Here is a 14,118-nt window from a genome sequence, read left to right as displayed (position 1 = left end):
AAAAGATGCTTCCCACAAGTTGGATCAACCTATAAGAAGCACTCTTATATTTATCAGCCTAAGCCTTATTGTGCAGTACTTTGACCAGCTTTAGCTTCTGCTGTTTCTACCCCATCATTCCATGCATATATCAATTTGTTAACCTCATTTTTTAACTCTACAAGATTCTCAGCTTCACGAACAAGCTTTTGCATTGTCTGCAGTTCATCATCACTAATTTCTATTAGTTCCTCAAACATTTCAACAGATTCTCGAGAGATAGAAGCTATCTCAACAATAGTTGTCATTATCTGGTGAGAAGCAGAAGATAGTTCTTCTGTGCTTGCAGAGGAGTTTTCATTGTTTTCAGCAATGATTTTTGTAGTTGACAGAATTGTTTCGAACATAGTTCCAACTTCTACAATAGTTGTATTTGTATCTTTAAATTCTTCTGTTCCCTGTTGCATTGACTTGACAACTGTGTCTGTTTCTTCTTGTATATTCTTTACTATATTTGATACTTCAGAAGAAGATTGGCGTGATTGTTCGGCCAATTTTCTTACCTCATCAGCAACAACCGCAAATCCTTTCCCATGTTCCCCAGCACGGGCAGCTTCTATTGCCGCATTCAATGCCAATAAATTAATTTGTTCAGATATTCCTGTAATCACTTTTACAATAGTACCGATTTCGTGAGACTTTTCTCCAAGTTTGTTTATGGCATCAAATGTAGTATTGATCGTTTGGTTAAACTGCTCCATTTTTTCTAAGGAATTCTTTAACTTTCCGTTTCCTTCTTCGGTCAATTCTAAAGTAGTGATCGATTGCTCTGAGATTTGATTGGATCTTACAGATAAATCTTCAATAGCCTGAGCCATTTCTTCCATTGATTCGGCACTTTCTTCGGTAGCTATTAATTGTTTTTGTAATCCTCTACCTACTTCATCAATTGCCGCTCTAACAATATCCGCTTTCTCAGAAGCATATTCACCGATCTCCGCTAGATTTTCTCCCTTTTCTTGGACATTTTTTGAAAATGAAAAAAACTTTTCCCTTACAAGGCTGAAAAACTCAATCAGCTGATTAAAAATAGCATAATCAGCACTCTTTTCATCCACTGGGCTTGTGATATTACCTGCTGACAATTCTTTCATTCCATTTATTATTTCTTTATTAATATGAGGATGATGTTTTAGCGAATAATAACGGTAAGCAAAATACACCGAGACCCCTAATAAGATAACAATTATACCTAGCATAATAGCTTCCATGATAAATAAATCTCCTAACTCCTATTTAGTATTGAATTAGTAATGATGAACAGTTTAAAGCTCCTTCAAAAGGATATACGTTCCATCTGCTATATTTGCAGGAATACCATTTAACTTATTATTATCCTGATATTTATGAACAATATAATTTCCTTCTAAATCTTTATATTTTTTCATATTATGATATTTTTCCATTACACGTATCGACTTCGGGTTTGTTGCTTCCCCTAAAACAGCTTTTACTCCTTGTAACGATGCTTTTGTCATTAATCTACTTCCTAATTGTTGAATAATCTCGTGGCGGCCATGTTCAGCTGTCACTCCTAACATGAATAAGTGTAATAACTCTCCATCTTTAATATCTTCACCGTTTCGCTTTTTGTAATCTTCCATGAAACGTTTATCTACATCTTCCAGTACACGCAGAATTACATTCATATCATAAAAAGAACCTTCAAATACATCTTCTCCAATAATCTCTGGTGCATTTGTGTCTCCAGCAAGCACGCCAACAACATTTTCATGAATATCTTTAGCGACTGCGCAATAACCTTGCTCTACAGTAGATTCTAAATAACCTAATGTAAACTGATAGAAGTCATCATAATCTAAATTTAATTGACCTACCATTGGTTCCTGAACCCATTTCCCTGAAACATTTACTCCAATAAACGAACGAGCTAAACACGCAGCTGCTTTCGGAATTACATCTGTTTGTTCCTTCGTTATAATTTCATATGTATATAACTCTTGTATTGTTTGCACTTATTGATCTTCCTTCCAAATTATTAAAATTTCTTTCTAGTAGATCTAACATTACATAGAATGACGTACTTTATCGATAAATGTACCTGTGAACTCAATTCTTTCAAGCACATTCCTAATTTGCACTTGAGCAATTTTAGAGGCAGGCTTTACTACAAGGATATCCTTAAAACCTAAGCTAGAATAAAATTGCATCGTTTGCTCCAACTGCGGTACAACTTTTGATGGGACAGGAGTTTGGTGAGTCCCATCGATAACAAACGTATATTCTTGTCTTGAGACTTTATTAATCGTATCCTGTAAATCTACCAAATACCCTTCTACATCTTCCGCTCTCATTAATCCATGCACCTGTACTTGAACTTCCTTCGCTACCTCATTAATTGCCATTTTATATTTCCTTTTATCTACTACTATCATCTCTAATCTCCTTTTTCCTATAGTCTGCTACATTTCTTAGGTGACATTTATTTGCTTATTGGGGAGTCTAAAATAAAAGCTATCCCAATCCTAGATAGGGATAGCCAAAGAATCATTCATTACTACTCTTGGCAACCCGACTATCATTATCCAAGAGGATTTTAGACTCGTAGCTTTGCGTCCTTACCTTTCGATAAGTTTGCCTTTTTCAATTATAAGTATAATAGTACTAATATCACGATTTCATATTACTATAATAGTATAAAGAACTTATCATTTTTTGTCGACACTAGTATTTTTTATTTACAAATGACAGAAAATTATAATAGGTCTATTATACTCTTTTATTGAAATTTCTAAAAATTACATCTCATTGATTACTTAAAAAGACTTTATATAATTTATGACTACTAGAAGAACAGACAGGCTCTGAAGTTGGCTGATTAATACCAAGACAGATAATGCATCTTAAAAAACTCTAATAGTTGAACGCCAAAAGTAATCCACATATATTAAATCCAAAACGCAAAAAAATAACCACCTCTCTGATTTTGAGAAGTGGTTATATCTATATTTATGAGGTGAGAATTACTTACTTACTCGCTCACTTATTCTTATTTCCCTAAATGTTCGATTCCATTTTAGCATAATGTATGACAGTTTTCTCTAACACATCAATACCTATTAATATATCATCATGGTCGGTATACTCATCTGGATGGTGGCTAAGACCATTTACAGATGGAACAAAGATAAGTCCAGTAGGGCATAGCTTTACCATGTTCATCGCATCATGTCCTGCTCCACTTGGCATCATTTTATAAGAAATAGCCTGATCCTTACAAATTGTTTCCATTGTTTCTGTAATTTCAGTAGAGAGTAACACTGGTTCTTCCGAAATGATTTCTTGACTTAGGATTTCTAGCTGTCTGTTTCTCTTTACTAATTCAATCGTTTGATTAAGATGATCTAACACGCGCTGGCGTGATTCTAATGAAGTCCCGCGGATATCAACTTTGATTTCTACTTCGCCCGGCACTACGTTCATCGCACCAGCTGGGATATCTAAAACACCAACCGTAGCAACCGTTCCGTAACTTTGCTCATTTAACGCAATTTTTTCAAGCTCCAATGCAATTTGGGATGCACCAAGAAGCGCATCATTTCGCATATTCATTGGGGTTGTGCCAGAATGGGAAGGGGTTCCTACTATTCTTATTGAAAATCTAACCGGAGCCGCTATTCCGGTAACAATGCCAATCTTCTTATTTTCATTCTCTAATACTGGTCCTTGCTCTATATGTAATTCAAAAAAAGCCTTTATCTTTTCATCTTTTCTGCTCGCATGTTCAATACTATCAATTTCAAGTGCACATAAAGCAAGTGCCTCTTCCAACGTAACTCCATTACGGTCTTTTAAATATCTAACTTTCTCCTTATCAAATGTACCGGCCATCGCTTTACTTCCTAGTGTGGAAACACCGAACCTGGAAGACTCCTCACAAGCAAATGAAATAATCTCAATTGGATGATCTGTTTCAATTCCTTTTTCATTCAGTCGTTTAATAACTTCCAATGCAGCGGTAACACCGACAACCCCGTCATACTTACCGCCTTGATAAACTGTATCCAAATGAGATCCCATTAACACAGGCGGAAGTCCCTTTATTCTACCCTCTCTTCTCCCAATTGCATTGCCACAAGAATCGATCCGAATATCTAGTCCTTCATCTTTACACATTCGCATAAATGCTTGTGTACATGCCTGCTCTTCATTTGTATATGCAACTCTAGTTATTCCCTTAGTTCCTGAATTATATTGATTGATCTTATTAAAAAGTATTTGATATCTTTGCTTAGTATCCATATAGATATCTCCTGTCTAATCCTCGTAGTTTCTACTTATTATAAATCTTCGGAATATTTTAGTCGTTAATAATCTAAGTATAAAAAAAGTGAACATAGTTAGCTAGTCTTTTTCTGACAGTTAATATCTATTATGTAGATTTTAATATTTGCGGGGGTGTTGAAGAAAGAAATTAAGTAAATAAAAAAGCACTGTCTACCCCTGCATTCTTATTGAAAGTAGGGGTAGACAGAACAACTTTATATATTACATTACAATACGTGTACCAGTTTTTCCTTCAATTGCATCTTGAAGTTTATCAATCGAAGTAATGATAACGTTCTTTCCGCCTTTTTGTAGGAACAGAATCGCAGCTTCGATTTTAGGTCCCATGCTTCCTTTAGGGAATTGACCTTCATCTAAATAACGAAGTGCATCATCAATTGTCATTTCTAATAAATTTTCTTGGTTTGGTTTACCGAAGTTGATAGCAACTTGTTCAACACCAGTTAAGATGAATAAATAATCAGCGTTAATATCAGCTGCAAGTAATGCACTTGCGAAGTCTTTATCGATTACAGCTTCAATACCTTCGATTTTTCCGTTATTTTCAATTACCGGAATTCCGCCGCCACCAGTGGAAATAACAGAAATACCATTGTTAAGCAAAGTTTCAATTGCTTCTTTTTCAACAATTCTAACTGGCTTTGGAGATGCAACAACACGTCTATATCCACGTCCAGCATCTTCAACGAATGTTAAGTTTCGCTCAGCTACAATTTTCTCCATATCTTCTTTAGAATAGAATGGGCCAATTGGTTTTGTAGGATTTTCAAATGCAGAATCATCTTTTGAAACAACTGATTGAGTTACAACTGTTGCAATTGTTTTATTGATATTACGTTCCGCCATTTTATTTTTAAAAGTTTGTTGGATTAAATATCCTAAGTTACCTTGCGTTTCAGCACCATATACATCTAAGGATACTCGGGAATTACTGATTTCGCCATTTCTCCTCTTATTAATGTATTACCAACTTGTGGGCCATTTCCGTGAGTAATTACAACTGTATGACCTTGCTCCATTAAATCAAGAACAGGTGCAGAACTCTCAACCAAGTTTTCTCGTTGTTCTTCAATTGTCCCTTTTTGACCTTCTTTAATGATTGCGTTACCGCCAATCGCTAAAACGACTTTACTCATATATACACTCTCCAACCTTTTAATTTGTTTCTATTTTTGTTTTCCTAAAAGCTAACATTCCGATAAGAATACCTAATACCGTATCCAAACCTGAACTGTGTCCAACTTCGACCAAGTCATATAGGACTTTCTCAAAATTAGGGGCATTACCGTCAGCAAGTGCATTGACTAGATTTGAAACGGTTGAGCTAAACTCCTGTTTAAGTGCATACCGTAAATATTCTCTCGCCACATCAGTAGTAATCGATTCACCTTCAATTAGTTCTGAAACTTTTTTATAAAAGCTTGTGGAAAGAGTTGGGGAAACGGCATCAAAAGCAAGCATCCCGACAATCATGTCATCGCCTGAAGGAGTTAAGCCTTGTCCTCTTCCAAGAAAGTATCTAAGGACTTTCTCCAATAAATCTTCATCGCGCGACTCTGCAGCTTCCATCAAAAGTATCAAATAGGCTTCAGCACCAAGCCAACTCTGTTCACCTGCTGCAAAAAGCTTATTTAAAAATTCTTTGAACGAAACATCCAGTCCAGTGTGGTTTTCTATTTTCACTAGTTGTGAACAAAATTGCTCAAAACTTGCTTTAAAAATAGCTGTACTATCTAAAGTAGTTAATTCATTTTTAAAGCTATTGCCTTTTTCGATACTGATTGTTACCCTTGGTAATTCTATCGAGTTGTTTTTTTTATTCCATGTAACTGGATCTCCATTGTTAACAGAGGAAACAGCTCTTAACGTATCTTCTTCTTGAAGATGAATTCCAAATGGCAGAAGTCCGTTTTTATTATTTCCAATAAATATAAGAGAATCTTCTATTTTAATATTAAAGCCATTGGCAAAACGACTATGAACGTATCCATTTTCACTTTTATAAAGAAGGAGAGGAACTAGATAACTATAGTCCTCTCCAAAAAGAGTGCATTTATTCATTTATTGTGGGTCAATTAGACCAAGTTTTACAGCGTATGCATCAATTGCTTTTTCGAAGCAAGCTAATGGAGCACGAACTGTACCTGCACCAATTTGGCCAACTCCAGCTTCTTTATGAGCAATACCTGTGTTGATAATTGGTTCAATTCCAGTTTCAACAACTTTTCTTGCGTCAATTCCTAGGGCAGATCCTTTAAAGTCCCAAGTTGGAATAGAGAAGTTAGGGTTATGATCAATACAAATTTCCATCATATCATTACTAGTATTAACTGCGTCGTCCATACCACCAGCACCTACGAAGCGTGTAACACCAGGAGCAGCGATCATTGCAAAACCGCCTACACCGAATGTTTCAGTGATCGCACTGTCACCCATGTCAGGACAAGCTAAGTCTTGATCATAGCCCGTAAAGAATAAACCTTGAGGCGTATTAACAGGTGCTGTGAACCATTGGTCACCCATACCAGCAATACGAATTCCGAATTCATAACCGTTACGGCACATTGCTGTTACTACTGTACCGTGTTGAATTTCACGTGCTGTATCCATTACTGCTTTCGTTGAAGCCATCGCAATGTTTAAGAAGTATTGATCAGTATCAGCCAAGAATTGAATAACATCTTGCTTATCTGAGTCCGCTACATCTGTTTTTAAAATATAAGGAGTAATTTCTTTTAAGAAAATAAGTGAACCAGCAATATTACGTTGGTGGAACTCGTCTCCCATTGTAATTGCTTTCGCCATCATAACGTTAACGTTTAATCCGTCACCTTTAACTTTTATTGCTTTTGAAAGTGTTGGACCAAGTACATCTCTGAACCATGCAAGACGTTTAAGTACTTCGTCAGAGTAAGCACCAAAACGTAGAACTGCACCAATACCTTCATTCATTGTGCAATATGCTTGGTTTCCACCATCACGATTTTCTGCCACAAGAACTGGCATGCTTCCAGATGTAATTCCTCCCATTGGACCAACCGCGTTCACATGGTGACATGGAATGAATTCAATTTCTCCATTTTCAAGCATCTTAGCTGCTTCATCTGCGTTAGAAGCCCAACCTTCAAACAATGTAGCTCCTATGCAAGATCCTTGCATAGGGCTAGTCATATTTTCCCATTTAATAGGTGGTCCTGCATGAAGCAGAACTTTCCCGTTTAACTCTTGAATGACAGATTTGGCAGGCACTACATCTACTAAGAAAGGTGCACTCGATACAACTTTATCGATTACTGCTCGGTTTGCTTCGTCGATTGTTTTATATTGTCCGTACATTATGATTCCTCCTGATAATTCATTGATCGTTTAATTTCGTTAGCCTGAAGTTTAAAAAGCTTCTTTCGATTAACGAAGTACACTTAAAATTTGACGCATTCTTGGGTTGCCGCCAGCAACTGGACGCCAGTCATACTGAACAACTCTTCCGCCGTTAGCAGTAATAGCTTCTGTGAATTTCTTTAATCCAACGTTAACAACGTTTGGTTTTTCTGTTAATAATTTTTGGATAGCTTCAGAAACAGTAATTTCAACTGTTGCAGTTTCTGTTGCAGGTACTAATTCTTTTTGTACTTCTTCGATTTGAATATCAAGCATAGCTAATGCAGTAAGAACCGCTTGGTTGTTACTATCACGTAGAATAACTCCAGCTTTTTCTAATTTTGCTTTTTGCTCGTCAATACCTTGTGGATCTTGGTCAGTACCACATACAGATGCTACGAAGTAAATTTCTTTACCTTTTGCTTGTGCATCTTTTTGAATTTTTTCGATACCAGGGATAAGTGCGCCTGCCATATCTTCATGAGAACCATATCCAAGAACTAGATCAAATAGGATAATTGCAGTTGACTCATCTTGTGCTGCTTTTTGGAAGTATTGAATTCTTGTATCCGGGTCGATCATTGGGTGTGGTTTACCTTGTGTATAAATATCATCCCCAAGGTCGATCACTTGGAATCCATTTGCATTTAGAAGGTATCCTTCCTCATGAGCTCCACTATTATCATAGTTAAGACCACTACTGATTAAAGTAGCCGCTTCATAACCTAATGTACCGCCTGAGTATAGACCTTTAATTGTTTTTTGCTCTGGTTTTAAAGTTACTGCAGGTACTTCTGCTTGTAATCTGTTGTAATTTGGCTTAATAGGGTTGCCTTTCACAAGATCTACTGCAATCGCAGCTGTTTCTTCAAGTGTGTTAGCATAATATACATTGCCTTCATGGTTATGTGGCTCTTCACCAAGGAAAATCGCAACCACTGGTTTAGAAAGACTTTGTAGCAATTGAACAACCTCGTCACGAACTTCTTTTGCAGGTGGTTTAGAGATCAATGTAATCACTTCTGTTTGACTATGTTGTGCTAATGCTTTAATACCATCTAACATTGTAATTGCACCGATTTTATCATTTAGGTCACGGCCACCAGTACCGATTGCATGGCTAATTCCAGCGCCTAAACGGTCAATTTCTGTTGTAACTTCTTGAATCCCTGTTCCAGAAGCCCCGATAACACCAATTTTACCAGTTTTCATAACGTTAGCGAATGCAAGAGGTACGCCAGAAACTACTGCTGTACCACAGTCAGGACCCATTACAAGAAGACCTTTGTCATGTGCTTTTTCTTTAATACGACGCTCATCTTCAACTGTTACGTTGTCACTGAAAATAAGAACGTGCATATCTCTATCAAGTGCTTTTTCAGCTTCTTCCGCTGCATATTGACCTGGTGTAGAAATAATCGCTAGATTCGCACCTGGTAATTCTTTTGTAGCTTTATCCCAAGAACGAACAGTTTCGAAAGCTTCTTTACCACTTGCAATTGCTTGGTTGTTTAAATAGTTATCTGTTTCATCTAGAACCTCTTGGATTTTCTCTTCTGAGTCAGTATCAACAACGATACACATATCATTAGATGCAGCACCTTCAAGTTCCTCTGTGTATAGATCAGCTGCCTTTAAAATATCTTTATTGGCTGGAGTTCCCATCATAATTTGAACTTTGTTAATGCCATCCATAGTAGATATTTTATTTGTAAGAAGCATTAAATTAACTGAATCCTGGTATGAATTCTGTTTAACAATTGTATAAAGCATGTTTGAATGCACCTCTTTGTTATTATTTTTATTAATTTATCAAGAAATCCGAAATGCCCTGGGTAAAATAGGCACAGAAAATTGGGTGGCCACAAGTTGACCACCCTTTATCTTCTACTTAGCAAAAGGGCTTTTGTTATCATAAGCATTGTTGTGAACTACGTCTGAAACTAAATACTCATAAATATGATCAACAATTTCGATTCCGTTTTCTTCGTATTTCTTTTCCCTTTCAGCACTTCTTTGTCCAGGGTAAGACACATGATCAAAACCAGGAGCTGGTTTAATGTTATTCAGATCTTGCATAGTTGTCGCGATACTCTCTTGGAATAGATTTAACGCAGTAAAATATTCCGGATTAATCACAATGTGCAGTTGGCCAAGATTTCGATGTTCGGTAAGATCATGGTACATGGAAGATACTTTGTTTCCAAATGGAAGTCCAAGAAGAATTCCAGATAAAACATCTACCATCATCATAAGACCGTAACCCTTTGGCCCAGCAATTGGTACTAAAGCATTTACCTTAAATGGATCGGTCGTAGGGTTTCCTTCGACATCAACCGCCCATGTGTCAGGAATGGATTCGTTTTTAGAACGAGCGTGAAGAATTTTCCCCCAAGCTTGAACAGTAGTAGCCATATCAAATGTAATGTTCTGCCCGTTTTTGCCTGGTGCTGCAAAAGCAATCGGATTTGTTCCATAATAAGGCTCTGATCCACCAAAAGGAACGACCATCGGATCCGATTGGCAAACAGAGATACCAATTAAGTTCTCATTAGCAGCTTGTTGAACAAAGTAAGAAAGCGCACCACTGTGACTGATTCTTCTTACACCAACAACTGCTACACCGTTTTCTTTTGCCATTTGAATCGCTTCGTCCATTGCTAACTTGGCTGCAACATGCCCTGCTCCATTATCACCGTCAAACACAGCTGTTGCAGGACCAGTTTTTTCAAATTTGAAATCAGGATTTGCATTAATACCGCCTTTAGCAATCCTTTCAGCATAATACTCCACTCTCATTGCTCCATGAGAATGGACTCCTCTAGCATCTGCATGAACTAGAACGTCAGCAACACCACGCGCATGATCCTCAGTTAATCCTGCCTTTTGCAGCTTCGTAGTAATCAACTCATTCAATTGCTCGCTACTTAATCTCATTCCACTCGTCCCTCCTATTTTTCAACCGATTATCTATATTCGAATCATAACTTATTCTGCAAATGGGTTTTTATGATCATATTGATTATTATGGATAACATCTGATTTTAAATACTCATAAATGTCTTCCACAATCTCAATTCCATTTTCCTTGTAATCCTCAATGACAATATCATTGTTTTGACCAGGATAAAGGACTTTTGAGAAGCCTGGTGCAGGTTTGATTTGATTTAAATCGCTCATTGTTTCGGTAATGCTATTTTTAAAATTAGCTATCCCAGTAAAGAATGCCGGGTTGATAACAATATGAAGCTGACCTAATTTTCGATATTCAGATAAATCTTCGTACATGGAAGAAACTTTGTTACCGAACGGAAGTCCAAGAAGAATCCCAGATAATACATCGACCATCATCGCAAGACCATAGCCTTTTGGACCCGCAATCGGTAATAATGCATTTACATTTAACGGATCTGTTGTTGGTTCCCCATTGCTGTCAACTGCCCATGTATCAGGAATAGATTCTTTTTTGGAACGAGCATGAAGAATTTTCCCCCAAGCTTGGACAGTAGTTGCCATATCTAATGTAATCATTCTGCCATCACTGCTCGGTGCAGCAAAAGCGATTGGATTTGTTCCGTAATAAGGCTCAGCTCCGCCAAAAGGAACAACCATAGGATCAGATTGACACATAGAAATACCGATTAGACCTTCACTTGCCGCTTGTTCCGTGAAGTAGGAAATTGCACCGCTGTGAGAGATATCTCTCACACCAATAATGGCAACGCCACTTTCTTTAGCCATTTTAATTGCCTCATCCATGGCTAATTTCGCAGCTATATGGCCATTACCGCCATCACCATGAAATACGCCAGATGCAGGGCCTGTTTTCTCGAATTTAAAGTCTGGGTTCGTGTTGATTCCGCCCTTTGCAATTCGTTCTGCATAATACTCCACGCGAACAGCACCGTGGGAGTGAATGCCTCTTGCATCGGCAAACGTTAATACGTCTGCTGCGACATCAGCATGCTCCTCATTTAGACCGGCCTTGTGAAGCTTTGTTTTGATTAGACTTTTTAAGTCTTCGCTTTTCAATCTCATCGTGACACCTCTTTTCTTAATGTATTATAATGATGCATCCCGATTGCAATCTTTAGAATAAACGTATGTTAATGGCTCTCTACCAACTGCATACGCAGCTTGATGCACATACGGAGCCATAAAGATGTAATCATCTTTTTTGACTGGAATCCATTCATTATCTAGGTTATACATACCCTCACCAGATAATAGGTAAGCACCATGTCCTTGGTAATGTGTTTCAACAAATGGGTGGCTAGCTGCCGGGTCGAATGAAAGAATGTGGAAATTCATATCAAAAGCAAGATCTAATGGTAAAAGATCTTTAAGATGTACGTTGTGCATATCATCATAATCCATATACTCAATCTCATTTGCATGACCTGAAACAACCCAAGGCTTCTGTCCTTCTAATGGGTTGTGTTTTTGTTTGTAAAGGAATAGACGAGAATCCCCTGATTCCATGTTTTCCAAATACATTGTTACGCCTGGTGGGCAATATAAATAGCCGCTTTCTTCCAGAATGAACTCTTGGTCATCCGCTTTTGCTTTCACTTTTCCGCTAAGAACATAAACAAAGCATTGTACATCTTCTTCACCGCAGTAACCTTTGCTATTCTTTCCGCCTTCGTGCATTGTCACTACGTAGTCAACAAAGCTAGCACCAAGTTTTGGTGAACCTAAGATGGAAATTCTGCAATTTTCAAACCCAGGGATAACATTATTTACTAATCCCTCTGGAGCGATAAGCGCATATTGACCTGGTTTAATAATTGATCTGCTTGAAAGTAAATCCTTTGGATAACCCATTATTACATTCTCCTCTGTTTGCTTATATTTTTATCTTCACAATGATTCACAGTGTTACTCTTTATAACCCAATTCATAAAGCGCACCAATAAGTGCTTTTACACCTTCTGCTAAATCTGCTGGTTCTGTAAACTCAGCCGGATTATGGCTGATCCCTTTTAAACTTGGAACAAACAGCATAGCTGTCGGTACAACTGGAGCAAAGATTTGAGAATCATGTCCCGCACCACTGTGCATTAATTTATAATTTAAACCATTTTGTTTAAATTGGTTTTCAATCAGTTGAACAATAGTTGCATCCATTGGAACTGGATCTGCATCCATCCACATATCAATAACTGTTTCAACACCATGTTCTTTTGAAATTTCTTTCATTCTTTCAGTCATCTTTTCTGTGAAGTTTACCAATATTTCTTTATTTGTATGACGAACATCTATCGTGAAAATCGCTTTTCCAGGAACTACGTTTACGATGTTCGGCTCCGCTTCAATCTTGCCGACTGTTGCAACAAGCGGATCTCCTTCTTCTCTAGCCATCGAAATAAGTTCAAATATCATTTGGCTAGCCGCATAAACGGTATCTTTTCGGTAGCCCATCGGCGTCGTACCTGCGTGATTTGCTTCTCCTGTAATTTCAACAGTGAAACGTCTTTGTCCCACAATGCTGTAGACAACCGCTACTGGAATTTGTTCCGTTTCCAGAACGCTACCTTGTTCTACATGAATTTCTACAAATGCTTTGAGATCTTCACGCTTTGCAGTATCATCCGCTTTAAATTTAAATCCAGCTTTTGACATCGCTTCCACAAAAGGAATACCATCAAAATCCGTAATGTCTTTTACATCTTCTCTTTTGGCTAATCCAACTATATTTTTAGAGCCCCAGAAGGCATAAGGAAAACGACTTCCTTCTTCCTCGGCCATCGAAACGATTTCGATATTTCTTAGTGGTTGCCCAAAATGTTTTTTCAAATATTTCAGTGCAATAATTCCCGCAACAATTCCATATGCACCGTCAAAACGGCCGCCATTTTTTACTGTATCCACGTGTGAGCCAGTTAAAACAGTTTCATTTGTGTTTTTTCCTGTTAACGTCCCGTATAAATTCCCAATATCATCAAATCGAGCTTCCAGGCCTTCATTCTCCATCCATTCTTTTAATGCATGTTGACCTTCAACCCACTCTTTTGTATAAAGTAAACGAGAAACTCCGCCTTCTGGATCTTTTCCGAATTCGGCTAACCATTCAAGCTTGCCAGCTGTTTCTTCTGCTAAATTGTCAAGCTTTTGTATAATGTCTTTCATATCGTCCACCTATTTCACCATCCTTCTCTGCGCTATGTAATTTCTATAATTATTTTGGTAACGCTTCTATTGTTTGTAATACATGCGGATAGTATGCACTGAATTGTCTTGCTTATTGTCTTTCGCTACACTCTCCATTGTAATCATTGCTACAAAAATAGTCTTTAGCATAAATGGACAAATTTCTATATTTTATCTATCCATTTTTGCTATCCGAACTTTTCTTACCAAATGCCGTTTATCGTCATCTAATTTGTCGAT

11 protein-coding genes, 1 pseudogene and 1 riboswitch are annotated in these 14,118 nt (G+C 37.4%); all 12 genes and pseudogenes read right to left on the bottom strand.

Annotated features, from left to right (window positions below):
• Positions 1-65 precede the first annotated feature (65 nt).
• Positions 66-1,250 carry a methyl-accepting chemotaxis protein gene (locus OR571_RS07375; RefSeq protein WP_282242192.1) on the bottom strand — a complete coding sequence of 395 codons (1,185 nt, stop codon included), beginning with the start codon at positions 1,248-1,250 and terminating at the stop codon, positions 66-68.
• 54 nt (positions 1,251-1,304) lie between these two features.
• The gene (locus OR571_RS07370) at positions 1,305-2,015 is read right to left on the bottom strand and encodes a hypothetical protein (RefSeq protein ID WP_282242191.1); all 711 of its coding nucleotides are present in this window, start codon (positions 2,013-2,015) and stop codon (positions 1,305-1,307) included.
• Between the two features lie 51 nt (positions 2,016-2,066).
• Positions 2,067-2,435 carry a hypothetical protein gene (locus tag OR571_RS07365; RefSeq protein WP_282242190.1) on the bottom strand — a complete coding sequence of 123 codons (369 nt, stop codon included), beginning with the start codon at positions 2,433-2,435 and terminating at the stop codon, positions 2,067-2,069.
• A 127-nt stretch (positions 2,436-2,562) separates the two neighbouring features.
• Positions 2,563-2,649: riboswitch (cyclic di-GMP riboswitch) on the bottom strand.
• A gap of 408 nt (positions 2,650-3,057) precedes the next feature.
• Positions 3,058-4,302 carry a Zn-dependent hydrolase gene (locus OR571_RS07360; protein WP_282242189.1) on the bottom strand — a complete coding sequence of 415 codons (1,245 nt, stop codon included), beginning with the start codon at positions 4,300-4,302 and terminating at the stop codon, positions 3,058-3,060.
• 246 nt (positions 4,303-4,548) lie between these two features.
• A pseudogene (gene arcC / locus OR571_RS07355) lies at positions 4,549-5,483 on the bottom strand (carbamate kinase).
• Positions 5,484-5,502: 19 nt separating this feature from the next.
• On the bottom strand, positions 5,503-6,408 hold the full coding sequence (locus tag OR571_RS07350) for an oxamate carbamoyltransferase subunit AllH family protein (RefSeq protein WP_282242188.1): 906 nt from the start codon (positions 6,406-6,408) through the stop codon (positions 5,503-5,505).
• The gene (locus OR571_RS07345; RefSeq protein WP_282242187.1) at positions 6,409-7,683 is read right to left on the bottom strand and encodes a YlbE family protein; all 1,275 of its coding nucleotides are present in this window, start codon (positions 7,681-7,683) and stop codon (positions 6,409-6,411) included.
• A 69-nt stretch (positions 7,684-7,752) separates the two neighbouring features.
• On the bottom strand, positions 7,753-9,498 hold the full coding sequence (gene fdrA, locus OR571_RS07340) for an acyl-CoA synthetase FdrA (protein WP_282242186.1): 1,746 nt from the start codon (positions 9,496-9,498) through the stop codon (positions 7,753-7,755).
• A gap of 114 nt (positions 9,499-9,612) precedes the next feature.
• Positions 9,613-10,662 carry an ureidoglycolate dehydrogenase gene (allD, locus tag OR571_RS07335; protein WP_282242185.1) on the bottom strand — a complete coding sequence of 350 codons (1,050 nt, stop codon included), beginning with the start codon at positions 10,660-10,662 and terminating at the stop codon, positions 9,613-9,615.
• A gap of 51 nt (positions 10,663-10,713) precedes the next feature.
• Positions 10,714-11,763 (bottom strand): ureidoglycolate dehydrogenase, encoded by a 1,050-nt coding sequence (allD, locus tag OR571_RS07330; protein ID WP_142539821.1) that lies wholly within the window; start codon positions 11,761-11,763, stop codon positions 10,714-10,716.
• Between the two features lie 24 nt (positions 11,764-11,787).
• Positions 11,788-12,552 (bottom strand): (S)-ureidoglycine aminohydrolase, encoded by a 765-nt coding sequence (allE, locus tag OR571_RS07325; RefSeq protein ID WP_142539820.1) that lies wholly within the window; start codon positions 12,550-12,552, stop codon positions 11,788-11,790.
• Positions 12,553-12,606: 54 nt separating this feature from the next.
• Complete coding sequence (gene allC / locus OR571_RS07320) at positions 12,607-13,857, bottom strand: allantoate deiminase (protein WP_282242184.1); 1,251 nt, start codon at positions 13,855-13,857, stop codon at positions 12,607-12,609.
• Positions 13,858-14,118: the final 261 nt, after the last annotated feature.

The organism is Psychrobacillus sp. NEAU-3TGS (assembly GCF_029955155.1).
Lineage (GTDB): Bacteria > Bacillota > Bacilli > Bacillales_A > Planococcaceae > Psychrobacillus.
Note: the sequence above shows the minus strand (reverse complement) of the source record. Positions and strands in the feature narration are given on the sequence as shown.